Raw genomic sequence first — 25,298 nt, 5'->3', positions numbered from 1 at the left:
TTATTACACTTTTAACACATTAATAGTCAAACGATAGTTATCCTTCTTTGTCGTTCCATCAATACTGTCTATCCAGAATCGACCTGATCTACGAAGTGATACAATATCATTCTCACCTATTGTCACGTCACTACGATCCATCTCCATAAAGTTAACCTTTACCATGCCTGAAGAAACTGAATCTTTCGCACGCTGTCTTGAGAAATTATAGACTTTTGCAAGCAGAGTGTCAAGTCGAAGTGAACTTGCTATGATTGTTTTAGTTTCCCAACTTTCACTAGATTCTAGTAAATTTTCAAAAGCAATATCTTCTAACCTCACGCCAACGTTACCAATTTTTGTTACATGCAGTTTGAAATACTCTTTAACATTATAATCAACTATTGCATGCCAGTTTTCACCATCAGTAATGATATCGCCAATTCTTTCTCGGTCAATTCCAGTAGATATTAATGTACCTAAAATTTTACCGTGACTAATATTAGCAAACTTTACTGGAAAAATAATGTTTAACGCAGCAGCTTCAAAGTCTTCATTTTGAGGTTCATAATAAGCTGGATAGAGTAAGGCTCTTTTTCTTTCTGCCCCTTCATAACCACCAAACATTTTTAGTAAGATTGTATCGCTGTTACCAATTAATCGCGTGACAATCATCGCTTCACGTGGTGTAAGGAAGACACTCAGATAAGGTGCATAACGATTTTCAACTTGTTGCATCCAACCAAACACCTGGTCTATAAATGTTTGTTCTTCTTTTCGATAATGTTGATACACTTCTTCATTCATTGTATAACCTCCTAAACCCTTTGTTTAGAATAGTCTAATCAATAACCCTAGCAACCCATTACGTATCAATTGCAACACAAAAATAGCAATCATGACATTGATGCTAATGCCACCAACTGGTGGTATGTATCGATCAAAAAAGTCTAGATAGGGTCTGCTTAATTTTATAACAATCTTACCTAACTGGCTTTCATAACCACCTGGTAACCAAGATAATAACGCATAAATAACTAGCAACATACTATACAAGCTAAAAAAAGATTTAACTAAATTAAATAATAAAATACCCATTTGTCACTCCAATCTAATAAGTGCATGTCTTCATATCTTTTCTAAATCTAATCATTATTTTAACAATAACTGTACTCTACTATTTTACTACAAATATTGAAAAAGAGGAAACCGAAAATGGTCTCCTCCCAATTGTTAATTATACTTAACTTAGATGACATCGTTAAGGACTAGTTACGGTTTCTTTTACGGAAAAAAGGTGGTGTATCTAATTCGTCATTTTCACTTGAACCTTCTGTTTGACGATTCGGAACTTCGCTTGATGGTCTCTGGAACGTACGTTGTGGTTTTTCACTATCTACATTTGCCACATCACGTTGGTTGTCTTCACGTTTAATGTCCCAATTGCTGAATAAATCGCGTTCTGGTTCACGAACTTGTCTTTGTGAAGTCTCTTGTGTAGGTTCTGTTTGAACTGGATTAGATTTCACTACCGATTCATTTGTGTGATTAAAATTAGAGCGTGGCTGACGTGGTGCAGCCTTTGCTTTTTCATTTTTTTCTGTTGAAATTCCTGTCGCAATCACTGTAACATGAACTTCATCTCCTAAGGCTTCATTGATAGAAGTTCCTAATAGAATGTTTACGTCACTGCTTGATGCTGCTGCAATCACTTCACTTGCATCTTGAGCTTCGTATAAGCTTAAGTCTGCTCCACCCGTAATATTCAAGATAATTTGTTCTGCGCCGTCAATCGACACTTCTAATAATGGTGAAGAAATCGCTTTTTTAGTTGCTTCTGCTGTACGGTTTTCACCAGATGCAGTACCAATACCCATTAATGCTGTACCTTGGTCTTTCATAACTGTTTTAACGTCAGCAAAGTCCAAGTTTACGTAACCTGGAGATGTAATTAAATCAGAGATACCTTGAACGCCTTGACGTAATACATTGTCTGCTTCGCTGAAAGCTTCAAGCATTGGTGTCTTACGATCAACAATTTCTAATAAACGGTTATTTGCGATTGTTACTAAAGTATCAACATTTTCTTTTAACTTTTGTAACCCTTCAGCTGCATAGCGTCCGCGTTTTGGTCCTTCAAAAGTAAAGGGTCTAGTGACAACACCAATTGTCAAAGCGCCTAACTCTTTAGCAATTCTAGCTACTACTGGTGCAGCACCTGTACCGGTACCTCCACCCATCCCCGCGGTAATGAAAATTAAATCAGCACCTTCTAAAGCTTGTCTGATTTGCTCTTCACTTTCTTCTGCAGCTTTCTCACCAATTTCTGGTAATGATCCTGCTCCTAAACCTTTAGTAACTTTAGGTCCTAATTGAATTTTCACTTCTGCGTTGGAACCATTTAACGCTTGTGTGTCTGTGTTAGCTGAAATGAATTCAACACCTTGCACATCTTCTGTGATCATGCGATTTACGGCGTTCCCACCGGCTCCGCCGACTCCAATAACTTTAATTACTGCACCTTCTGTATTGGTTGTTGAATCAAATGATAATTCCATTATGTGAATTCCTCCTGTGTTTTGTTAGGTCGTTATTAACCAAAAAATGTAGCGAAAAATGATCGTATTTTGCCAATAAGACTATTTGGATTTGGCTCGTCTTCTTGGTAAGAAACAGTTTGTTCTGTTTCTTGAGTACGATCCGCTTGATAATCCTCATAATACATTGATTCATCAAGATTAGCTGATTGATTTGTTTGTTTAAAAGAATCATATTCATAATCTTGTGCGCGAGCTTTTCTGTCGGAGTATCCTTGAGAGACTTCTCGAGGTGCGCTTGCTTTAGAATCTTTGTTTGAATATTGTGGATTAGATGTTTGAGTTCCAGGTCTTGGTTGAACATTCTGTCTTTCTCTAGAAAAACCTGGAGAAGCTTGTGTGGATGGGCTGATGCTTGCATAAGTTCCTTGAGCGATACGATGAATATCATCTAGCCCAGCAACATAATCAATCATTCCCATACTTGTTGTATAAATAGGATTTCTCATACCCATTTGAGTTGGAATATAAATTCGAACTTGTTCTCCAAAATACTGTTGAGCTAACTCAAGTACACCCGGTAATGAGGCTGCTCCACCAGTGAGTACAAAACCACCCGGTAAATCTAATGCATCTACTGCTGTTAAATCTTCATGAATCGTCTCAAATATTTGAACAAGACGCGCTTCAATGATTTCAGATAAGTATTTTTCATCTACTCGAACAGGTTCTTTCTGCCCCACAGTTTCAACAGGGAAATATTCTTCTGAAGAAGTTTGACTAGATACTGCATAGCCGTACTCTCGTTTAATTCTTTCTGCTGAGTCTAACGATGTATTCAAGATAACTGAAATATCTTTACTTACGAAATCTCCGCCCTCTTGATCTACAAACGAATATTTTAATTGGTCATCGTACATGATTGAAGCACTCGTTTGGCCTCCGCCCATGTCAATAATTACCGTACCAAATTCTCGTTCGTCTTGAGAAAGTGCCACAGTTGCGATTGCTTGTGGTTGAAGTACTAATTCATTTATTTTTAAACCTGCTTTTTCGACACAGCGTTTAATGTTATGAATAATCGTGCGTGGACCTGTTAGTAAACTTGCGTACAATTCAAGTCTCACACCAATCATACCTCTTGGATCACGAATTCCTGTAAATCCATCAACTATAAACTCTTCAGGTATAATACTGATGACTTCACGCTCTGGTGGAACAGAACGTACTTTTGCTGCAGAAATAACATTATCTACATCTTTCGATGTAATTTCTCTGTTTTCACTCGCTACAGCAATCATGCCATGACAGGATTCTATGGCTAATTTATTACTTGGTATTCCTACCACCACTTCGTTTATCTTAACCCCTGCCTTACGTTCGGCTTGAGAGATAGCTTGTTGAATTGAATAAACTGTTTCATCAATATCTACAATTACGCCGCGGCTTAATCCACGTGATTTTTCATTTCCAACGCCAATAATATTGACGTTTCCGTTTATGTATTCCGCTACAACGACTTTAATGGAAGTTGTCCCGATATCTAAACTCACAAAAATTTCTTGGTTTCTCATTCAGGTTTTAACCCCCTTCTTGATTTGTTAATTGAATAAGGAGCATTTAATAATTTCTACTTATGTCTCAAATAATATAGTAGCACAAACTTGATTTTAAAAGAAGAAAAATCATAGTTCTTTATCAATTAGTAACATATGTTTATCTTAATTAGTGCCAAGGTTCACACTATTAGCATTTTCGCTATCTGGTGTAAAGTAAGCTCCAACTTCAAGATTTATTGTACCAATTTGACCATCAATTTGTTGGACCATTTCAGGGTAAAAGTTGACTTTTTGAGCAAATGTTGAAATTATTGCACGCACCTTATTCCCGTCTTTCATTTCTACATGAATGCCATTTGGTTTTTGAGGATCATTCCTTAATTGAATAGTATCAATCTTTGTCAAAACTGCCTGTTCTACCTGTCTTAGAATCGTGGTCAATTCGATTAATTTTCCTTTTTGAGAAAATCCAGACAAAGTTGGCAAGTTATTGAGCGCTTCATCCGTAATCGTTGAAATCGTTATTTGGTCATCTAGCATTTCACCATTAGTCAGAATAGGGACATAGTGACCGTTTATTTCTACTTTCGCAACCACTTGATGTTCCGTTACCTTCATTTGCAATTGCATCCAATTATCGCGTGTGAAGACAATACTCTCAATAATAGGATTCTCTTCGATTATTTTAGCTTCAATTGCTTGTCTTTGGCTGATAACATCATCAACTGCATCCGTGTCTCTAATACGAGAGGAAAGCTCTATCGCTTCGCTTTCGACATAGTTATTTCCGGTGACAACAACTTGGTTCACTTTGTTAAATGGCAATAATTGCCAGCCAGCGATTAACATCAACAAATAAATGAAAAAGAATATCGATGATAATTTAATTAAGCCTCTAGGCAACTTTTGAATACTTGTATTATTGCCTGCAGGATTAATAACTGTTTGTAGTTTTTGATTAAGTTTTTCCCAGTTCGATCGAGTATCCAGACGATGATTCCCTTCAAATGTTGGTTCTCTAAACACTCGCTCTGCATTTAAAGTTGAATTTTTCTGATAAGCTTCATTGTGATCTGTTGAGGTTTGCCGATAATCAGCTAGATCATAAACATTTTCGCGGTAAGGTGTCGCTATTTCTTCGGCTTCAGCCATTTGGTTAAAATAATCCAAATCTTCTAAAGGAGCGGATGATTGAACAGGGATACTTGCTTGAGGCAACATCGGATTTCCTTCCTGATCAATGCGATAATTCCCCATCGGTACAGTCGTTGGTTGGTCACTTCTTTCACTTAATGTCTTCCTTTGACGTTGATAATTCTTTTGAAGATCCTCTGCGCCTATTCGGTAGTTTGCCATGTTGTCACCTCCTTCACTATTGAAATATGACTCCAGTCAACTCTTTATGAGATAAGCGTTTCAATTTCTTTAATGAGACGATCTGACGCATCTATAATGCCTAATGCAAGGGCAGCTTGTTTCATTGACGCTAATTGATTGGGGTTTTTAATGATTTCGTCGACAAAGTTAAATAAACTGTCACCAGTTAAATCTGCTTGTTTGATCATTTTAGCTGCACCATTATTGACTAATGATAAAGCGTTAGCCTCTTGATGATTATTTGTCACAAAAGGACTTGGTATTAATATACTTGGTAAGCCTAATGCTGTCAATTCAGTTAGAGTGGTTGCTCCACTTCTACAGATAACTAAATCAATTGCTTGAAAAACGGCCGGCATATTGTCTATATAAGGGACAACTTTTATGTTATTAGGAAGTGTTAGCTTCTTATCGGCTAATGTCTTTAAAAAATCCTCATAATGAATCGTACCAGTTGCGATAATGACTTGATAATTTTTATCCGACCAGTTGTCAATTGCAGTAAATGCGGCCTCGTTAATTGCAGGTGCCCCTCGACTCCCTCCAAATACTAGGACTGTTGATAAACTGGGACTTAAGCCAAATTGATTTTTTAAAATAGTAGCATCCATTTTCGATTGGATCACTTCTTGACCTCTTGGGTTACCTGTATAACGTATTTTATCGGCATATTTAGTGAAGTCTTTCTCAACTTCTGGAAAACATGTTGCAATTATATCAACTGATCTACTCAAGAATTTATTCGTGATTCCAGCGACACTATTTTGCTCGTGAATCATCGATGGAATCTTCATTGAAGCAGCTGCATATAAAACTGGTGCACAAACATAGCCTCCCGTCCCAATGACGACATCAGGTTTAAATTCTGCTAATAATTTTTTGGCTTTTTTAGTACTTGTCATCATCAACCATACGGCTTTAATATTTTCAGGAGATAAGCTTCTCTTTAACCCTTGGATATCAATACTTTTAAAGGCTAAGCCCGCTTTTGGTACGATTGATGCTTCTAACCCTTTTTCAGTACCGATATACAGACACTCAACATTCGGATACTTTGCTTGGATTTCGCGATATAATGCCAGAGCTGGATAAATGTGCCCACCAGTTCCACCACCAGAAAGAACAATTCGCTTGATTTCTTTCAATTGCTTTCACTCCTTAATTTAATCTTGGTATGGCTCTTCTTTTATTAAGTTTTGAATCACATCCACAAATAATTGACCACGAACCTCATAGGTTTTAAATTGATCCCAACTAGCACAACTAGGTGATAATAGCACTGTGTCACCTTTTTTTGCCGCTTTGTATGCTGCTTCTGTTGCTTCCGTTAGATTTTCTTTGATATCAATTTGCGCTGTTTCAGCTTCCAAAAATGCTTTTGCCATTTTTTCTTTAGTCTCTCCATAAAGGAAAGCCGCTTTTACATGACTCAAGTAAGGGATTAATTCATCAAATTCATTCCCACGATCCAAGCCACCACCAATATAAACAATTGGTGTATTAAAGCTTTTTAAAGCTGTAATAGTTGCTGTCATATTCGTTGCTTTAGAATCGTTATAAAAATGACGTTCTTTAAATTGGCCAATTGGTTGAATTCTGTGCGCGACACCGTTAAAACGATGTAAAGCCTCTTGAATATTAGAATTCGAAATGCCTTTTAATTTCGCAACCGCTAAAGCGGCTAGAACATTCTCTACATTATGAGATCCCGGTATCTGGATGTCTGTTAGGGATGCAACAGCTTCACCTTTAAAGCATAACGTCTCGTCTTCCAGATAAGCACCTTCTGTTCTTACGAAGTCATCGACTGCGTTAACAGAAAACGGTACTTTCTGGGCGACATTATCTTCCAACCACTCTCTGAGTTCATGTTGATCATAATTATATACAACAGACTCATTTGCCGATACATTGGAAACTAAATTTAGTTTCGCCTTTATATAAGCGTCTCGAGTACCATGGTAATCTAAATGTGCTTCGTAAACATTGCAAATCACTGCAATATTGGGGCATAATTTCTCTGTTCCCATCAACTGAAAACTAGATAGTTCAATAATCATATCATCTTCAGCTTTAGCTAGTTTGGCGACTTCTAAACTAGGAACACCTATATTGCCGGCCAAATAAGCTTGGCCCTCTTTTCGATAGGATAAAAACTGATGAATTAAACTCGTTGTCGTTGTTTTACCGTTACTACCCGTCACACCAATAAGAGCAGCTTCACTGATCCAAGAGGCTAATTCTACATCCGTATAAATTGGCAGTTTCAATTCTATTGCTCTTTTTATGATTGGGATTGAGTAAGGTATTCCAGGGTTTTTCACAATATAATCAAAAGACTCTTCTAATAATTCTACAGGGTGTCCACCTGTGACAACTTTGGCACCTTGCGATAAAAGTAAATTAACCGACGGGTCTTGGCTAAGATCCCCTCGGTCATTGATAGTAATACTTGCACCTTGTTCTAATAAAAATTCTGCAACGCTTTTGCCAGTCATTGCATAGCCAATTATTAGAACTTTGTGCTTGTTAAATTCAATATTCTTTAGCATAATTTATTCCTCTTCTAATTAAAGTAAGCCAGCTAAAGTAAAGTATGATAAGGCCGCGATAATCCCTACAGCCCAGAAAACAAATACAACTTTAGTTTCTGACCATCCGCTCATTTCAAAGTGGTGATGTACTGGACTCATCTTGAATACTCGTTTTTTCGTTCGCTTAAACACAGCCACTTGAATGATGACACTTGCTGTCTCCAAAACAAACACTAAGCCGATAATTACTAAACTCCAAGGGTGGTTTAGTGCTAATGAGATGACGGCTAACCCTGCTCCTAGAGCTAAAGATCCAACATCGCCCATGAATATTTTTGCAGGCTTCTTATTATAGAATAAAAAGCCTAATAATGCACCAATTACTACTAAACAAACGAGAGCTATTGACTCTTGACCGGTTTGCATCGCTAAGTAAAAATAAGCACCATAAGCAATAATATTCAAACCGCCGGCTAATCCATCTAAACCATCGGAAATATTTACTGCATTTGAAAAACCAGTAATCCAGAAGACACTAAATAGTGTGACGATTAAAGGATTTATCACGGTCATTGAAAGAAATGGAAGTGAGAATTTGGCGCCTAGTAGATAGCCTAAGCCGATAATCAATACTGAAAAAATCAATTGCGCAATAAATTTTTGTTTAGAAGTTAAACCTTCGTTTTGCTTTTTAAAAATACTAATGAAATCGTCCATAAAACCAATCCCACCGAAAAATAAAAAGGTTAATAAAATCATCCAAACACTTGAATCCAACATATTGAGTAACCAAGCTGAAACTAACAAAGTAACTAAAATCGAAATGACGAAAACCGTCCCACCCATTGTTGGTGTTCCTGTTTTAGCTTCATGCCACAAAGGCCCTTCCTCACGAGTCGTCTGACCTATTTTTTTATAATTAAAATAGCCAATAAAAAATGGCATAATGGTAACAGTAAGTGCGAAACTTACTGAAAAAGGTATTAAAAGTTCCATAAATGTTCTCCTTGTCAATTATCTAATTAAGCTATCTTGGGTTTATTTTGTTAACTGTTTTTTTAACGTGTTGCGTACGACAGCGACCTCATCGTAAGGGATATACTCATCTTTAATAATTTGATACGCTTCTCCACCTTTACCAGCGAATAAAATAATATCATCCGTTCCAGCATGTGTAATAGCATATTCAATTGCTTCCTCACGCTTTTCAATCACAATATATGGTTTTTCAGTATGTTGTTGGACAAGCTCACTCACGATTTTGTCCACACCTTCAAATCGTGGATTATCAGCAGTGAACACTATCTCATCTGCATACTTAAATAATAAATCGCCTAGTTCAGGACGCGCACCACTATCGCGGTTTCCACCACTGTGTCCAGTTAAGGCAATTAATTTTCTAGTTTTACGGCTCGATAGTTCTTGTAACACTCGCTCCAACGCATCGGAGGTATGAGCAAAATCAACAATGGCTGTAAAATCTTGTCCTTCATCGATTGACTGCATTCTGCCTGTCACGCCACGGAATTCACTAGTTGCTATTAAAACATCCTCAACAGGAAAACCATAATAAATGGTCATTGTTAGAAATGCAGCTAAATAATTTGAGATGTTGTATTCACCTAGCATCGGTAATTTAACAGTATGGGCTTTGCCTGCATAATGTAGCACAAAAGTCGTTGTGCCACGTTGGCTTTCGATATCACTTACATAAGCAGTGGCTTTAGTATCCGACAAACTATAAGTAACAATATCAGCGGCTGTAGCAGCTATCATGACTTCATGATAAGGATCCTCTAAGTTAATAATCGCGATCCTTGGTTTACCTGAATGAAACTGTTGCCCCATTTGAGCGAACAGTAAGCTTTTAGCATAGGCATAGTGTTCCATTGTTTTATGAAAGTCTAAATGCTCACGAGTTAAATTAGTGAATATGGCACAGTCAACATCACTATACCAAATACGACCTAATGACAAGGCGTGTGAAGATGCTTCGATAATTGCATCCTTGCAGCCAGCTGAAAGCATTTCAGCATATAAACTTTGAAGTTCCAGAGCATTGGGTGTTGTATTTACCGCAGGATAATACGTTTGATCAACTTTATAATGAATCGTGCCTACTAAGCCAGTCTTACGTCCAAGCGCCATTAATAAATCACTAATCATGGTGCTTGTTGTAGTCTTACCATTCGTTCCTGTGACAGCCACTAAATTCAATTGTTGAGATGGCATATTATAAAATTTATTCGCTAGTATAGCTTGCGCTCGATAAGTAGAGGTTACTTTAACAATCATTGCATCCATTTCTTGCCAATTGTCTGGAATATCTTCGACAATCAGTAATTTAGCACCTTCTTTAACGACGGATGCTAATGCTTGATGTCCATCAAACTGTTCACCTTTAATTGCAATAAAACAACTATTCTCTTTAACTTTACGTGTGTCATTGACAATGGATGATAACTCAAGAGTTGAATAATCCTTACCCAACACTTGAGTGTCAGATAAGACACTCACTAATTCTTTTACTTCCATTGTTCGCCTTCTTTCTAATGATTAATCATTACATTTTCTACAAATGGTAGAAATATTTCTGCTAAAATTTGAGACCCAGTCCGACCTTGTGGATTCTGTGGTCGTTTCATACTTAAATACAACATATATTGTGGAGCCTCGGCTGGGAAAAAGGATACGACTGAAAAATAATAATCATAAGGTCCGGTTAAATAACCTAAACCGTCAGGATCTGCAATTTGTGCAGTACCCGTTTTCGCCGCGATATTAATATTATTATTTTTAAAATCTTGAGCGGTTCCGTAACTTTCTTCTACGGTATTAACCATTAATTGCAGTACATGGTTCGCTGCTTCGGCTGAAATAGGCTGCCCTAACATTTCACTTTCATAAGCGGAGTCTGCATTCGTTCCAATTCCATTCACATATTGTATCTTCATTTGTTTTCCTTCATTACCAATCGCAGAATATGCTTGAAGTAATTGAATAGGACTAGCTGCAAATCCTTGTCCGAAGCCGGACATTATTTTTGATACCGGGTTATCAAATTGAAGACTCCCAATCGTTTCATTAGGTAAGCCAGATTCTGTCGAGTGACCAAAGCCTAACCTAGACAACTGTTCGATCCACTGATCTTCACCCATTCTTTGAACAAGTTCGACCATGGCAACGTTACTTGAGCGGGATAAACCTTCATCAAATGTTATTTCGCCCCAACCTACAAGATTATAGTCCTTAACAATTTGATCATACACTTCAATGGCTCCAGACATAAACGTTTCCCCCATCTGATAAAGATTCATATCATAGGAAAGAGCCATTGTTAATATTTTGATGGTTGAGCCGGGTTCAAACGCTTCTTCGACCAACATATTGGTCCATTTATCTTCAATACCTTCACGTGTATTTAAGTTAAACGTTGGTCTTTGAGCAGCAGTAATCAATTTACCACTATCTACTTCGACTAGATAAGCACTTAATTCTTCCGGTTGATAACGCTCATAAGAACGACTGAGTGCTTCTTCCATAAAGTTTTGTAATCTGGCGTCTAACGTTACGTAAATATCATCACCAGCCAAATAATCAGCAATTATATTATTTTCTAAATTTGTTTGATACTGCTTTTCACCACTCAAAATACTATTGAAGCTTTTTTCAATACCTATTTGCCCCGTCAGTAAATTCATTTGAAAATTTTCATTCATTTCTGGTATTGCATAACCAATAAGGTGTGATGCAAAATGATCGTTCACGTATTGACGGACAGTTTGACTTTCAAATTGGATACCAGGCAATTGCTGTTGATCAATCATTGCTTTTATTTCTGGTGTTAGATTGCGGCCTGCATTTCCAAATTCCACTTGATTAACGTCCTGAGTCAGTAAAATATCTAATAGTTGATCCTGACTCAATTCAATTATTTGACTTAAAACACTCGCTGTATAATCTGGATCTTCGACAACATTATTATCCCAACTACTATTTAAAACTGCATACATAGAATAAGAAGTAGTATCCATAGCTATCGGCTGGCCATTTCGATCGAAAATGGTCCCTCTCCTTGCTTCTGTAATACTACTTCTATTTTCATTATCTTGACCATATTCAACTAAGTCAATATTATTAACAGTTTTGTTTATCGTAAGTTGGCCAAAACGTATGATTAATAAAAGCCCGACTACCAGTGTTAAGATAGCAAGCATACTTACGTTTCTGTGGGTATCTGGATTAGAGTTAACCTTTCTCATTCACCAACATTCCTTACTTGTGATTTTTTCAAAATCATGCCATTTTCATTGGCAACTTGCTTAATAGTATCATAATCGTATTTCGATGCTAGTTCGTTTAAAATCAAATCGGTTTGATTTTGAACTTCAGACGTTTTAGCTTGATATTCAAACGTTGCTTGTGCCAATTGATTATCTTTATACTGTATTACTAAATTCCAAACAGTCAATCCGATCACTAGGGCACCAATGACTGCTAGATAGCTTTTCTCTACCTTAGTCAGTCCTTGAGTGGATACAGATGTTCGAGTAGAAGTCTCAACATTATGAGCTAACTCATCCACAAATTCAGGTTGACCACTTTTAAGTATATCCTCGTCATAGGGGTTATTCACTTTTCTGTCTGTTGATGAACGACGATTACTATACCTCAAGTCATCTTGCTCATAATAGCCTGCTCTTTCTGCCACTCGGTTCCCTCCTCACAATCATAACTTACTTATGTTACTAACTAGTAAATGCTATGTTTCATTTCTATATGAATGATTAATCTTTAATGGTTAATCTCTCAATTATTCTAAGTTTTGCACTTCGTGAACGATTGTTATGTTCAAGTTCTTCGTCCGAAGCCAATATTGGTTTGCGGTTAATCAAACGGTACTCCGCTTGCATTTGTTCTGGTAATAACGGTAAATTACTTGGTGTTTCCGGTGGTGTACTCATTTGTTTAAATAATTGCTTTACCAAACGGTCTTCTAGTGAGTGGAAAGAAATTACAGATAAGCGACCTTCCACTTTTAATAATGATAAAGCTTGCTCAAGCGATGTTTCAATCGCTCCTAATTCATCGTTTACAGCAATTCTTATCGCTTGAAATGTACGTTTAGCCGGATGTCCGCCAGTTCTTCTAGTAGCTGCTGGTATGGCATATTTAACAATTTCAGCAAGCTCAGTGGTTGATTCAATAGGATGTTTTTCTCTAGTCTGCTCAATCGAACGGACAATTCTTTTAGCAAATTTTTCTTCACCATAACGGTAAACAGCTTTTACTAATTGTTCAAAGGTCCAATGATTGACCACTTCATAAGCTGATAGTTCTTGTGACTGGTCCATTCTCATATCGAGACGGGCTTCTTGATGATAACTGAATCCTCTATCCGCTTGGTCTAACTGCGGAGACGATACACCTAAATCATAATAAATACCATCGACATAACGAACATCATGTTTAGCTAACTCTTCTTGTAAGTTACGAAAATTACTATGAATAAAGACAACTTTTCCTTTTTCGTATTCCTCTTTTAACGCCACTTGTGCATTGTTAATTGCATTGATATCTTGATCAAATGCATACAATCGACCACGGTCGCTTAATTGTGACAATATATAGCGAGCATGACCGGCACCCCCAAGAGTACAATCGACATATACACCATTTGGATTTACTTCTAATCCATCTATGGTCTCTCTTAATAATACTGTTTCATGCTCAAACTGCACCTCGTTCACCTCTCCATTTAAAATCCAAAATCAATCATCTCTTCTGCAATTGACTCGAAATCTTCTTCTGCTTCTTCTGCAAATGAATCCCATAAGTCGCTACTCCAAATCTCAATACGGTCAGATACGCCGATCACGCGACATTCCTTATCGATCTTTGCGAACTCAATTAAATTCTGCGGTATATTTATACGTCCCTGTTTATCAATTTCTACTTCAGTGGCAGCCGAATAGAAGAAACGAGTAAACTTACGGGCATCTTTTTTAGCTAAGGGTAATTGCTTCAATTTTTCTTGTAAAGCTGTCCAACTTTCCATCGGATAACCAAACAAACATCCATCTAAACCACGCGTAATAACAAATTGTTGGCCTAATTCAGGACGAAACTTAGCGGGCATAATCAGTCGGCCTTTGGTATCAATATTATGATTAAATTCTCCAATTAGCACGACGATACACCTCCCCTTTCTAAGTTATTCTTAGTCTACCACAACCCTCCACTTTCTACCACACATTTACCATATTTTTTACAATATAAGCCCATGTCATATTTAATTCATTTGAAAACGTTTGTTTAACAAGGTTCTTCACGCTATTTAGAAAGTGGGGGGATTTCCCATAGATTCAAAGGACTAAAATAAAAACAATAAAACACGCAATGAATTCTAAACTTAAGAGGTCTATCGACTTATAAAAAATAAGAATATTGCATATAATTATTATTATTAAAACCAGGATAAAACAGCTAGAGAATTGATGAAATTAAGCTTACTATTTTACTATTTGGATAATAAAATAAGTATTTAGGATATTATAAATTTATTTTGTATTTTTATTAACAACCAGTGGGTAAGAGTGGTGATTCCCGCATTAATTACTGTCATGATTCCAATTATCGATGGTTTCTCAGGACTCAACACAAAAAATAGTACAAAAAAAACGATTCCTTCTAGAAAAGAAAGAATCGTTTAAATAAAGTATGTAATGAATCGCAATATAATTAAACCAGTAAGAAAAGATGAAAATGACATAAAAACCAATTGACCTGCTGGTCGATAATAATCGCGGTAAAAGAACTCATCAACCCGTCTGACAAAATCATATAATTGGCACCCTAACATAAATGCGGTAATAAAAAGGATATAAGGTACTAGATTATAATCAAAAATAAGCCAACCAAATTCATGAATCATAACTAACCATAAAGGTAATAATATTATAGCCAAAGACAGTGGCCAGCCTTTAAAATAATTCAGATAAGATCGGAAATATTTATGAGACATATACACCACTACAATTGGCGTTATAAATAATAGTATTTCTACCCATTGAAATTTACTTGCCATAAACTTATCCTTTCAACTTGGTATAATTCGTCAAAGAAACAGTAAGTTATCATTCGTTTAATTGAATAAAAACCCATGCCCACAAATGGTAAGCATGAGTTCTCGTTCTTAACTAATAAAATCAATAATATGTTGCCAAGTGTCACGATTCAACGCTTCCCAGAAATTCCCGTCTCCAATGACGGCATATCCTATAAAAATACCAGCTAAGAAAAAGAGAATCACGAGCACCAAGTAAAACAATATTTTTGCTATTGTTTTTAACACATTAAGAAAAATTGAGTCTTTTAAGTTACGTGGTTCCAATTCATCATCTCCAGTTAAGAATAGATTAGCCAATCAAGCGGCGTTTGAGCCTCTTGAAAAATCGAGCGAGCTTTTGTTTACGAGTTGGATTCGTCCGCTCTAATTTACCACTAGTAATTAGCTCTAACATCAATCCTGTCCCGATGGCTACACAATTCATAGGTTGTTCTGCTTTCAACACACTTACGTTTAAATACTCCGTTAAATATGTATCCATATGATAAATCATCGCCCCACCACCGGTGAGTATGATGCCTTTTTCTATAATATCAGCGGCTACTTCTGGTGGTGTATCTTCCAATATACGTTTGGCAGCTCTTGCAATTACAATCACTTGGTCTTTAATTGCGTCATGTATGTGATTTGAATTAACATTGATTGATTTCGGCAAACCAGAAACCAAATCTCGTCCTTTCAAATCATGAGTCTGTAGTTCGTTCTCATCTAAAGGTTGAGCGGTTGCTAACGTCATCTTGATTTGTTCTGCTGAACGTTCCCCTATTAATAGTTGAAAATTATCTTTGAAATACTGAATAATCGCAGAGTCAAATTCATCGCCTGCAACTTTTATTGAATCACTCGTAATTATTTCACCGGATGAGATAACAGCAATATCACTAGTACCACCACCAATATCGATAACCATACTTCCCGAAGGGTCGAGTATATCAATACCAGCACCAATTCCGGCTACTTTCGGTTCTTCTTCAATATATATTCTTCCGCCACCCGCTTTTTCGGTAGCTTCGACTAAAGATACTCTTTCAATTTCACTGATATTAGACGGCGCACAGATCAATATGTTGGGTTTAGAAAACCAACTGCGAGAGTTCATTTTCTCCAAAAACAATATCAAAAGTGCTTCGGTCATATCATAATCATCAATCACTCCACCTTTTAACGGATGAATTATTTCAATTGAGGGAGGCGTTCGACCAATCATTTCATATGCCTCACGCCCGATAGCTATCACTTCATATGTTTGACTATCAACAGCCACCACCGCCGGCTCATTCAGAATAATGCCGCGACCCTTAAGATGGATTAAAACATTTGCAGTACCTAAATCAATTCCGATATCTCTGCTCATTGGTTTATCCCTCTATCAGTTTGCTATGACTTAAACTAAAGTTGAAGAAACAGCTTTTTCTTGTGATTCAATCGGTTGGATATTTACTCGTTCGATGTTAGCACCTAAATTTGCTAATTTCTCATGGAAACGGTAATAACCACGATCTAAATATTTTAATTCAGAAACGCGTGTTAAACCTTTAGCTACTAAACCAGCAATAATAAGTGCTGCTGCTGCACGTAAATCCGTCGCTTTTACTGACGCTCCACTGAACTCAGTTGGCCCGTACATTACAATTGTTTGTCTTTCAATTGTAAATTTAGCACTCATACGGCGTAATTCTTCGAAATGCATGAAACGATTTTCAAACACAGTTTCAGTTAATGCACTGCTACCTGGTGCTAATAATTGAGCAATAGACATCTGCGCTTGCATATCTGTTGGGAAACCAGGATAAGGTAAAGTTTTTACATCTGTAGGTTTTAATTCCTTAGGTCCAATAACTCTTAAGCCCGTTGTATATTCTTCGAATTCCACGCCCATCTCAGATAATTTACTAATTAATGGTTTATTGTGTTGAGGAATTGCTCCTTCAATAAACACATTTCCGTTAGTCACTGCTGCAGCAATCATAAATGTTCCAGCTTCGATTCGATCTGAAATCACAGTATGGTTTGTTCCATGCAATGTGTCAACACCAGTAATTTTAATCGTTTCAGTACCGGCACCAACCACTTTCGCCCCCATCTTGTTTAAGAAGTTTGCTAAGTCAACTATTTCAGGTTCACGTGCAACGTTTTCTAAAATTGTCACACCTTCTGCTAGTACCGCAGCCATCATAATATTTTGAGTTGCACCAACACTAGGGAAATCTAAATAAATTTTAGCACCCTTTAATTTATCTACTTTTGCTTCAACGTAACCAGCTGTACTCGTAATTTTAGCACCCATTGCTTCAAATCCTTTAAGATGCAAATCAATCGGACGAGTACCAATTGCACAACCACCTGGCATAGCAACTTTAGCATGACCGTAACGCGCTAGCATTGGGCCCATTACAACGATTGAGGCACGCATTTTACTGACAAAATCGTAATCTGCTTTTGTAGATACTTCACCAGTGGCGTCGATGAACATTTCATTAGTTGCTTCATCAAATGTATTTAAGACGTTTAAATTACTTAACAGTTCGTTCATCGTATGAACATCTGATAATATTGGAACATTTTCTAAATGCACTTTCCCTGTTTCAGCTAATAAAGCTGCTGCTAATATAGGTAATACTGCATTCTTAGCACCTTCTACTTTAACTGTTCCTTCTAATCGATTGCCGCCTTGTACAATAATCTCTTCCATCTCTAATTAATCCCCTTTAAATTATCTTGTCGTTTTGGAGTAGACGACAAGCTCAAAAATCTTTTTTATAGAAAACTACTCAACAAAAGGTTTTGTAGTAATTCAATGATCGTAATAAAAAAAGAACCAGCTAGGTGTCCTAAAGCTACGCTCGTTAAAATACACAAATAACGCGCTATGTAAAAATTACGCTGTGTAAAAAGCTTTCGCCAATCGAGTTTGCGTAAAATATAGTAGCTGACAAAGATGAAAAGAATGCGAATTACGAGTACTGCCATACCGTTTATGATTGCTGACATTCAAATCTCCCCTTCTAGTCCAGACTTATAATAGCACAAATTCTCGATAGAATGAAATATTATTTATTAAGAAATTGTCTCGAAAGTGTCAGTTTTGTCATTTACTATGTCAATCCAATTAAAAGTACGATTGTTTTGTCATATAAAAGAGTTATTTGTCAATGAATGGCGTCAATTTTTATTTCATAATAATCAATTCTTAATTTTTCATAAATGTTTTAAGTATCGATTTTGCTATCAACTGAATTCAATAGACTATTTATATTAGTTTTATTCGAGTAAATTTGCTGGTTTTATCTATCAGATACCTGTACATCTCATAAATACGCTCTTATAGTCTTTTGTTTATTAATATAATTATTCAAAAAAAAATAGCCATCATTTAGAAAGTTCCTAAATAATGGCTTATTACCATACATAGTAAGATTACTAATTACGACGTTTCTGACTAACTGTTATCATATTAATCGCTCGTTCAAGCGCAACTTTCGCTCTTCTGAACGCTTGCGTATCTTTATTAGTAATGGCCGCTTTCATCTCTGCTTCTGCTTCTTGTTTTTCTAATTGAACCGTCGCAGCATCGATATCACGAGCTCTAACACCATAACTTGTGACGATCTCACAATGGTTGTCACGCATCTCAAGAATCCCACCATTAATTGCGATGAAATCTTGCTCCTCATCCTCAGTTACTCTTCTGACTCTAACTGCTGATATATCTAACGCAGCCATAATCGGTGCATGATTTGGGAGAATAGTCATCCCGCCATCTAACGCTTTTACCGTACAAGCGTACGCATGATGATCATACACTATTCCCTGAGGGGAGATGATACGCACCGTTAACTGTTTATTTGCTTGGTTTGTCATTAGTTGCCTCCAATCAATCTAGATCCGGTGGCAATTGCGTTCCCATATCTCTTGCTTTTTCGATTGCTTGTTTGATACTACCAACATTTCGGAAAGCATCTTCTGGGAGCGCATCATATCTACCATTCAATAAACCTTCGAAACCATGTAAGGTTTCTTCCACTGTAACAAAAGCTCCTGGTATGCCAGTAAATGCTTCAGCGACATGGAAGTTTTGCGATAAGAAGTTTTGAATGCGACGCGCACGTTTAACGATTATTTTCTCATCAGCGCTAAGCTCTTCAATACCTAGAATTGCAATAATATCTTGTAAATCACGATATCTTTGCAAAGTGGTTTGAACTTGTCTTGCGATGTCATAATGACGCTGTCCGACAATATCTTCTGATAAAGCACTTGATGAAGAAGCAAGTGGATCTACCGCTGGGTAAATCCCTTGTTCTGCCATGCGTCTTTCCAAGTTAGTCGTTGCGTCTAAATGGGCAAACGTAGTGGCAGGTGCGGGGTCAGTATAGTCATCTGCTGGCACATAAACGGCTTGGATTGACGTAATAGAGCCGTTGTACGTCGATGTAATACGTTCTTGCATTGAGCCCATCTCACTTGCTAAAGTCGGTTGGTAACCAACCGCCGATGGCATTCTACCTAAAAGTGCTGACACTTCAGAACCCGCTTGAGTAAAACGATAAATATTATCAATAAATAATAACACATCTTGTTTTAGTTCATCACGGAAGTATTCCGCCATCGTTAATCCTGTTAACACTACGCGCATTCTTGCACCAGGCGGTTCATTCATTTGTCCAAAGACCATTGCAGTTTTCTTGTTAACGCCAGACTCTCTCATCTCAAAAACTAAATCATTCCCCTCACGGGTTCTCTCACCTACACCGGCAAAGACTGAAATACCGCCTAATTTTTCTGCGATATTATGAATCAATTCTTGAATTAGAACAGTCTTACCAACACCGGCCCCACCAAAAAGTCCAATTTTTCCACCTTTAATATAAGGTGCCAGTAGGTCGATTACTTTAATACCTGTTTCCAGAATTTCAAAGTTACTACTTAAATCTTCATATTTTGGTGCGTCACGGTGAATGCTCTTAACCTCAAAGTCCTCAGTTATTGCACCCATCTCATCAATTGGTTGACCTAGCACATTAAAGACTCTTCCTAGAGTGACTTCACCTACTGGAACAGAAATTGGTTGACTTGTATCAATCACTTTCATTCCACGTCTCAAACCTTCAGTCGACTGCATCGCAATCGAACGAACAATTCCGCCACCGATATCAAGCGCTACTTCTAACGTAATGCTTTTATCTAAATTTATATCCTTTATATCTGTTTCAGTGTCAACATCATCTTGACGCACTACAATCAGTGCATCGTGAATATTTGGCTGACCATTTTCCAATGGAAAAGCTACATCGACGACTGGACCGATAACTTGTTGTATTAGTCCTACGCGCATTATTATTTGCCCTCCTTATTCTGATCTAAGGCATTCGCGCCATTTATAATTTCTAAAATTTCATTCGTTACCTTCACTTGTCGCATTTGATGGAATTGTTGTTGCAATTCCTCAATCATGTCTTGTGCGTTATCCGTTGCACTACGCATTGCATTCATACGACTCGCGTGTTCTGTTGTTTTCGCGTCTAAAATCGCTCCGTATATTTGACTTTCAGCGTATTGCGGCAGAAGTCTATCTAAAACAGCCGACTCATCTGGTTCAATTAAATACTCAATTTGAGTTTCAGCCGCTTCGACTGCATCTGCCAATTCCAATTCCGAAACGGGAAGTATTTGATCTGCTCGAAACTGGAAAGACAAAGGACTTAAGTGATGGTTGTAACAGACATACAAGGCATCGAATACTTGTTTTTTAAATAAATCCACAGCCGTTCTCACCAACTTTTGTACATCAGTGAAACTTGGACTGTCTGATAAATGGTGTAGCTCATGCACAACTTCATAATGATTTTCTTTACAAAATCGGACAATTGGTTCTCCAATCGCTAAAACAACAACTTCTTCTGGATTTTCATGATCTTGTTTTAACATACTTTCCACTGATCTCAGGACTGAGGAATTATAACTTCCAGCAAGTCCTTTATCCGAAGCAATTATCAAATATCCCACTTTTTTGACAGGCCTAGTTAACAACATATCATGAAAATCAACATAATTCGTAAGATCATCCTCAATCGGCATCCCATTGTCAAGCAGATCAAACTGTTGTTTACCCACATGGGCAACCATACGTTTAACTTTATCTGCGTAGATATCATAGTTTTTACTATTTTGAACCATCCGATTGTACTTAGACGCAGAAACCATTTGCATTGCTTTAGTAATTTGGGCTGTTTTGCTTGTAGAATCTATTCGTTTCTTCAATTCATTGAGTGACATCGATAGCCCTCCTCCTAATTAATGTGAGCTGTTTGCACGACTAGTATTTGGATTAAATTGTTGAGTAAAGTCCGTTAAGATTCTCTCCAACAATTCTTCGTCGGGTAGAATTTGTTGGGTCACAATTTCTTTCAAGACAACATCATATTGATCGCTCATGAATTGGTATAATTCACGTTCATAATCTTTGATTTTATCCACAGGAACTGCATCTAAAAAACCATGTGTCAAAGCAAAGAAAATAATCACTTGATGCGCGACGTTTACTGGCTTATGCAAGGGTTGCTTAAGTACTTCCACTGTTCTACGCCCTCTGTTTAATTTCCTTTGTGTTTGAGGATCTAAATCAGATCCAAACTGAGAAAAGGCTTCTAATTCTCGGTAGCTAGCTAAATCAATACGCAAGGTTCCTGAAACTTTCTTCATCGGTTTAATTTGAGCAGATCCACCTACACGTGAAACTGATAATCCAGCGTTAATTGCTGGTCTTACTCCAGCGAAGAACAAATCACTTTCTAAGAAGATTTGACCGTCAGTTATCGAAATAACGTTCGTTGGAATATAAGCTGAAATATCACCCGCTTGAGTTTCAACGATTGGTAAAGAGGTCAACGATCCCCCACCTAATGCATCATTCAATTTGGCTGAACGTTCTAACAACCGTGAATGTAAATAGAAGACATCCCCAGGATACGCTTCACGGCCTGGTGGTCTTTTTAATAATAAACTCATCTCACGGTATGCAGCAGCTTGCTTAGATAAATCGTCATAAATAACTAAGACATGCTTGCCGTTGTACATAAACTCTTCACCAATTGCAGTAGCTGCATAGGGTGCTAAGTATAATAAGGGTGCTGGTTGTGACGCACTCGCAGTCATTACAACAGTGTAATCCATCGCATTATGCTGTTCTAAAGTCGTCACAATATTTTTAACCGTTGACTCTTTTTGACCAATAGCTACATAAATACAAATGACATCTTTGCCTTGTTGATTGATTATAGTATCAATCGCTAAGGTTGTTTTCCCTGTTTTACGGTCACCAATAATAAGTTCACGTTGTCCTCTACCGATGGGTACTAAAGCATCAATTGCTTTAATCCCTGTTTGCATTGGTTCAGAAACGGATTGACGGTCCATAATACTAGGTGCTTCTGCTTCAATCGGACGAGTTTTTGTCGAACCTAACTCACCTAACCCATCGACTGGTTCACCCAAAGGGTTTACTACACGACCAAGTAAAGCTGGGCCAACAGGAACCTCCATAATTCTATCTAAACGACGAACTAGATCACCTTCGTGAATATTGATATATTCACCAAAAATTATAATTCCGACATCATCAGTTTCAAGGTTTTGAACCATACCAATTGACCCATTGGCAAATTCTACCATTTCCCCTGACATGACATTCTCTAAACCTATAGCACGAGCAATACCGTCACCAATGTATGTGACGGTTCCGATTTCTTGAAAATGTTCATCATTTTGGAATTGTCGAATATGTTGTCGTAGTTGTTGTTCTAATCTTTCAGATTTCAATTCAACTCCTCCTCCTGTACCCAACTTTTATCTATATAACTCTGTAATTCACGTAATGTTTTCTGTCCACTAATTTCATAATAAAAAGACTCGCTTTGCAGACGAATTCCTGACAGCATTTTTGAGTCAACTACTGTAGTTATACGTTTTAAAGGCTTATGAGTCGTTTTAATGAACTTGCGAACGATTCTTTCTTTCTCATCATCTGTTAATTCAATAGCACTCGTAATCATTAATGATTCTGAGGCTTCAAGTGAATTCGAAGAAAACAAGCCAAAATTGTTCAATGAACTTGCACTATTTTCAGATGATAATTTTCTTAACAATTCATCCTCATGAGACTTAGCTCTCACAACTATTCGTTCACTCATTGAACTGGAATTCGTTGATGATGAGTCACTTGAAGTTACTTCAGTTTTATCCTCGATCATTATAAATCATCCATTCTTTGAATAAAATCATCAACCAATCGTCTATGATCAGCTTCCTTAATTTCACGATTCAATACCTTTTCAGCCATTTCAATTGAAATGCTTGTTATCTCGTCACGCATTTCATGCATGATTCGACGACGCTCTAGTTCGATTTCACGTTTAGATGTTTCATGTAAACGTTCAACTTCTACTTTCGCTTCGTTTAACATTGAATCTTGAATTAACACACTCTGCTTTTTAGCTTGTAAAATGATTTGACTTGCTTGTGCTTTGGCTTTTCTTAATTCTTCTTGAGCCAATCTATTGGCTTCTGAACTATCTGCTTTTTCACTTTCTGCCTTCGTAATATCGTCATGGATTTTCTTTGAACGTTCTTCTAAGATGTTCAATAAGGGTACCCAAGCTACTTTTCGAATAATTAAAAGCAGAACGATAAATGAAATCACTGTCATCAGTGTATGTCCTAAAGCTGTATTGCCACTATTTAATATTAAAAACGACATGCTTATCGCTCCTCCAAATTATTATTTATTATCTAAAGACCAAAATAAAGGCGATAACGACTGCCATAATTGGAATAGCTTCAATTAAACCTACACCAAGGAACATTGTCATTCTTAATTTACCTTCTAATTCAGGTTGTCGTGCGATAGACTCGATAGTTTTTGAAATTACCATTCCGTTACCAATTGATGCTCCTAGAGCGGCGATTGAAACAGCGATTGCTGCGGCGATTGAATCCATAAATAAATACCCCTTTTCTTAATAATTAATGTTCAGTTTCAACTTTGTGTGATAAATAAACCATTGTAAGAGTAACGAAGATGTATGCTTGAATCGCACCAATAAACAACGAAAACCCTTGCCATACCATTTGTAATGGCACACCAATGACCCAAGTGACCGGGAAGAAAATGCCTCCCATTTGTGCAATTAATCCTAATAAAACTTCTCCAGCGAAAATATTTCCGTATAAACGAAGTGCTAACGTCAATGTGTTAGTAAACTCTTCAATTATTTTAATAGGGAACATTATCGGTGAGGGTTGCATATAACCTATGACTACGTATTTCTTAAAACCAAGTTTATCCACACCCAAAAAGTGTGACATGATAATCATGATTAAAGCTAAGGCCAAACAAACGATAGGATCTGCCGTCGGACTTTTCCACAATGAATAGTGATCCACTGTAAGAATAAACCCAAGACCAATCATATTTGATACGAAGACGAATAAAAGCAACGTCATACCAAGTAAGTTGTACATTTGTACTTTCGAATCGGAAATCGCACCACCTACGAGTCCACGAACGAAATCCAGCACCCACTCTAGCAATAGTTGTGCCTTACTTGGATTGTCTACTGATAAGTTTCGCGTACTTACAAAACAGAAGACCCAAATCAAAATAATCGTGGCTACTAATGCAATGAATGTGTTCATGCCGATTGACAAGCCCAACACATTAATTATGCGTGTTTCTTCCACATTTAAACCTTCTTTCATCTTTATTTATGGTTAAGCATTATTAGTTAGATAATGAACTAGTTAACTTAAATTCTTAGCCACTGACTTGCGATATTCATTCTAGCACTTTGCTAAAGCCAATTCAAATTTCGTTATCGCTTTCAGTTTCAAAAAAAATATTTTTTTGACAAAACCAACGATATTGTTCCGTAAATATTTTTATTACTTTCATTTTTATCAACACGCTAAAAACAGCTACTTTAACTTAATCATGCAATACTTATCAGTGAATAAATAAGCGAGTTTTTATATTTTTTAATATTATTAATAATTGATAAACTACTTTTATTTTTCAATTTTTTGACATATTCTGACAATTAAACATAAACAATTGCTCAAAGATTATCTTGAGAGTGCTAAAAAAAACTCACTTTGAAAATACCGTAGGTATCACAAAGTGAGTTTT

26 protein-coding genes are annotated in these 25,298 nt (G+C 36.9%); all 26 read right to left on the bottom strand.

What is annotated here, in order from left to right; translation table 11 throughout:
* Positions 1-3: 3 nt before the first annotated feature.
* The 26 genes from ACTQ45_RS01445 to atpB all read right to left on the bottom strand — a co-directional run bounded on the left by ACTQ45_RS01445 (position 4) and on the right by atpB (position 24,853).
* Positions 4-786, bottom strand: a complete 783-nt coding sequence (locus ACTQ45_RS01445; RefSeq protein ID WP_441762754.1) for an RNA-binding protein — start codon at positions 784-786, stop codon at positions 4-6.
* Between the two features lie 24 nt (positions 787-810).
* The gene (locus tag ACTQ45_RS01440) at positions 811-1,077 is read right to left on the bottom strand and encodes a YggT family protein (RefSeq protein WP_441750147.1); all 267 of its coding nucleotides are present in this window, start codon (positions 1,075-1,077) and stop codon (positions 811-813) included.
* Positions 1,078-1,247: 170 nt separating this feature from the next.
* Entirely contained in the window at positions 1,248-2,537 is a 1,290-nt protein-coding gene (ftsZ, locus tag ACTQ45_RS01435; RefSeq protein ID WP_441750146.1) for a cell division protein FtsZ, read from the bottom strand.
* Between the two features lie 35 nt (positions 2,538-2,572).
* The gene (gene ftsA / locus ACTQ45_RS01430) at positions 2,573-4,090 is read right to left on the bottom strand and encodes a cell division protein FtsA (RefSeq protein WP_441762753.1); all 1,518 of its coding nucleotides are present in this window, start codon (positions 4,088-4,090) and stop codon (positions 2,573-2,575) included.
* 147 nt (positions 4,091-4,237) lie between these two features.
* The gene (locus ACTQ45_RS01425) at positions 4,238-5,431 is read right to left on the bottom strand and encodes a cell division protein FtsQ/DivIB (RefSeq protein WP_441762752.1); all 1,194 of its coding nucleotides are present in this window, start codon (positions 5,429-5,431) and stop codon (positions 4,238-4,240) included.
* 44 nt (positions 5,432-5,475) lie between these two features.
* Positions 5,476-6,597, bottom strand: coding sequence for an undecaprenyldiphospho-muramoylpentapeptide beta-N-acetylglucosaminyltransferase (murG, locus tag ACTQ45_RS01420; protein WP_441762751.1), 1,122 nt, complete (start codon positions 6,595-6,597; stop codon positions 5,476-5,478).
* Positions 6,598-6,615: 18 nt separating this feature from the next.
* A complete protein-coding gene (gene murD, locus ACTQ45_RS01415) occupies positions 6,616-8,004 on the bottom strand; it encodes a UDP-N-acetylmuramoyl-L-alanine--D-glutamate ligase (protein WP_441762750.1) in 1,389 nt (462 codons plus the stop codon).
* Between the two features lie 18 nt (positions 8,005-8,022).
* Entirely contained in the window at positions 8,023-8,982 is a 960-nt protein-coding gene (gene mraY / locus ACTQ45_RS01410; protein WP_441750140.1) for a phospho-N-acetylmuramoyl-pentapeptide-transferase, read from the bottom strand.
* A 42-nt stretch (positions 8,983-9,024) separates the two neighbouring features.
* Entirely contained in the window at positions 9,025-10,521 is a 1,497-nt protein-coding gene (locus ACTQ45_RS01405; RefSeq protein ID WP_441762749.1) for a UDP-N-acetylmuramoyl-L-alanyl-D-glutamate--2,6-diaminopimelate ligase, read from the bottom strand.
* 14 nt (positions 10,522-10,535) lie between these two features.
* Complete coding sequence (locus ACTQ45_RS01400; RefSeq protein ID WP_441762748.1) at positions 10,536-12,248, bottom strand: peptidoglycan D,D-transpeptidase FtsI family protein; 1,713 nt, start codon at positions 12,246-12,248, stop codon at positions 10,536-10,538.
* A complete protein-coding gene (locus ACTQ45_RS01395; RefSeq protein WP_441762747.1) occupies positions 12,245-12,697 on the bottom strand; it encodes a hypothetical protein in 453 nt (150 codons plus the stop codon). The genes ACTQ45_RS01400 and ACTQ45_RS01395 overlap by 4 nt, the downstream gene beginning before the upstream one ends.
* Positions 12,698-12,773: 76 nt before the next feature.
* A complete protein-coding gene (gene rsmH / locus ACTQ45_RS01390) occupies positions 12,774-13,727 on the bottom strand; it encodes a 16S rRNA (cytosine(1402)-N(4))-methyltransferase RsmH (RefSeq protein WP_441763020.1) in 954 nt (317 codons plus the stop codon).
* Positions 13,728-13,744: 17 nt separating this feature from the next.
* Positions 13,745-14,176, bottom strand: a complete 432-nt coding sequence (gene mraZ, locus ACTQ45_RS01385) for a division/cell wall cluster transcriptional repressor MraZ (protein WP_441750135.1) — start codon at positions 14,174-14,176, stop codon at positions 13,745-13,747.
* Positions 14,177-14,695: 519 nt separating this feature from the next.
* A complete protein-coding gene (locus ACTQ45_RS01380) occupies positions 14,696-15,073 on the bottom strand; it encodes a hypothetical protein (RefSeq protein WP_441762746.1) in 378 nt (125 codons plus the stop codon).
* A gap of 108 nt (positions 15,074-15,181) precedes the next feature.
* Complete coding sequence (locus tag ACTQ45_RS01375) at positions 15,182-15,412, bottom strand: DNA-directed RNA polymerase subunit beta (RefSeq protein ID WP_441762745.1); 231 nt, start codon at positions 15,410-15,412, stop codon at positions 15,182-15,184.
* A complete protein-coding gene (locus ACTQ45_RS01370; protein ID WP_441750131.1) occupies positions 15,405-16,469 on the bottom strand; it encodes a rod shape-determining protein in 1,065 nt (354 codons plus the stop codon). The genes ACTQ45_RS01375 and ACTQ45_RS01370 overlap by 8 nt, the downstream gene beginning before the upstream one ends.
* A gap of 30 nt (positions 16,470-16,499) precedes the next feature.
* Entirely contained in the window at positions 16,500-17,807 is a 1,308-nt protein-coding gene (gene murA / locus ACTQ45_RS01365; protein WP_441750129.1) for a UDP-N-acetylglucosamine 1-carboxyvinyltransferase, read from the bottom strand.
* Between the two features lie 65 nt (positions 17,808-17,872).
* Complete coding sequence (locus tag ACTQ45_RS01360) at positions 17,873-18,085, bottom strand: DUF1146 family protein (RefSeq protein ID WP_441750760.1); 213 nt, start codon at positions 18,083-18,085, stop codon at positions 17,873-17,875.
* A 450-nt stretch (positions 18,086-18,535) separates the two neighbouring features.
* On the bottom strand, positions 18,536-18,976 hold the full coding sequence (gene atpC, locus ACTQ45_RS01355; protein WP_441750128.1) for an ATP synthase F1 subunit epsilon: 441 nt from the start codon (positions 18,974-18,976) through the stop codon (positions 18,536-18,538).
* Positions 18,977-18,989: 13 nt separating this feature from the next.
* Positions 18,990-20,450, bottom strand: a complete 1,461-nt coding sequence (atpD, locus tag ACTQ45_RS01350) for a F0F1 ATP synthase subunit beta (RefSeq protein ID WP_441750127.1) — start codon at positions 20,448-20,450, stop codon at positions 18,990-18,992.
* A gap of 2 nt (positions 20,451-20,452) precedes the next feature.
* On the bottom strand, positions 20,453-21,391 hold the full coding sequence (gene atpG, locus ACTQ45_RS01345) for an ATP synthase F1 subunit gamma (protein WP_441750126.1): 939 nt from the start codon (positions 21,389-21,391) through the stop codon (positions 20,453-20,455).
* A gap of 18 nt (positions 21,392-21,409) precedes the next feature.
* Positions 21,410-22,894: a F0F1 ATP synthase subunit alpha gene (gene atpA / locus ACTQ45_RS01340; protein ID WP_441750758.1), complete on the bottom strand. Its 1,485-nt coding sequence runs from the start codon at positions 22,892-22,894 to the stop codon at positions 21,410-21,412.
* A gap of 35 nt (positions 22,895-22,929) precedes the next feature.
* A complete protein-coding gene (locus ACTQ45_RS01335; RefSeq protein ID WP_441750125.1) occupies positions 22,930-23,364 on the bottom strand; it encodes a F0F1 ATP synthase subunit delta in 435 nt (144 codons plus the stop codon).
* Entirely contained in the window at positions 23,364-23,870 is a 507-nt protein-coding gene (gene atpF / locus ACTQ45_RS01330) for a F0F1 ATP synthase subunit B (RefSeq protein ID WP_441750124.1), read from the bottom strand. The genes ACTQ45_RS01335 and atpF overlap by 1 nt, the downstream gene beginning before the upstream one ends.
* A 28-nt stretch (positions 23,871-23,898) precedes the next feature.
* Entirely contained in the window at positions 23,899-24,111 is a 213-nt protein-coding gene (gene atpE / locus ACTQ45_RS01325; RefSeq protein ID WP_441750123.1) for a F0F1 ATP synthase subunit C, read from the bottom strand.
* Positions 24,112-24,136: 25 nt separating this feature from the next.
* The gene (gene atpB / locus ACTQ45_RS01320; protein ID WP_441762744.1) at positions 24,137-24,853 is read right to left on the bottom strand and encodes a F0F1 ATP synthase subunit A; all 717 of its coding nucleotides are present in this window, start codon (positions 24,851-24,853) and stop codon (positions 24,137-24,139) included.
* Positions 24,854-25,298: the final 445 nt, after the last annotated feature.

The sequence above is a fragment of the Fundicoccus sp. Sow4_D5 genome, from assembly GCF_052116365.1.
Lineage (GTDB): Bacteria > Bacillota > Bacilli > Lactobacillales > Aerococcaceae > Fundicoccus.
This window is presented reverse-complemented; position numbering and strand designations above follow the sequence as displayed.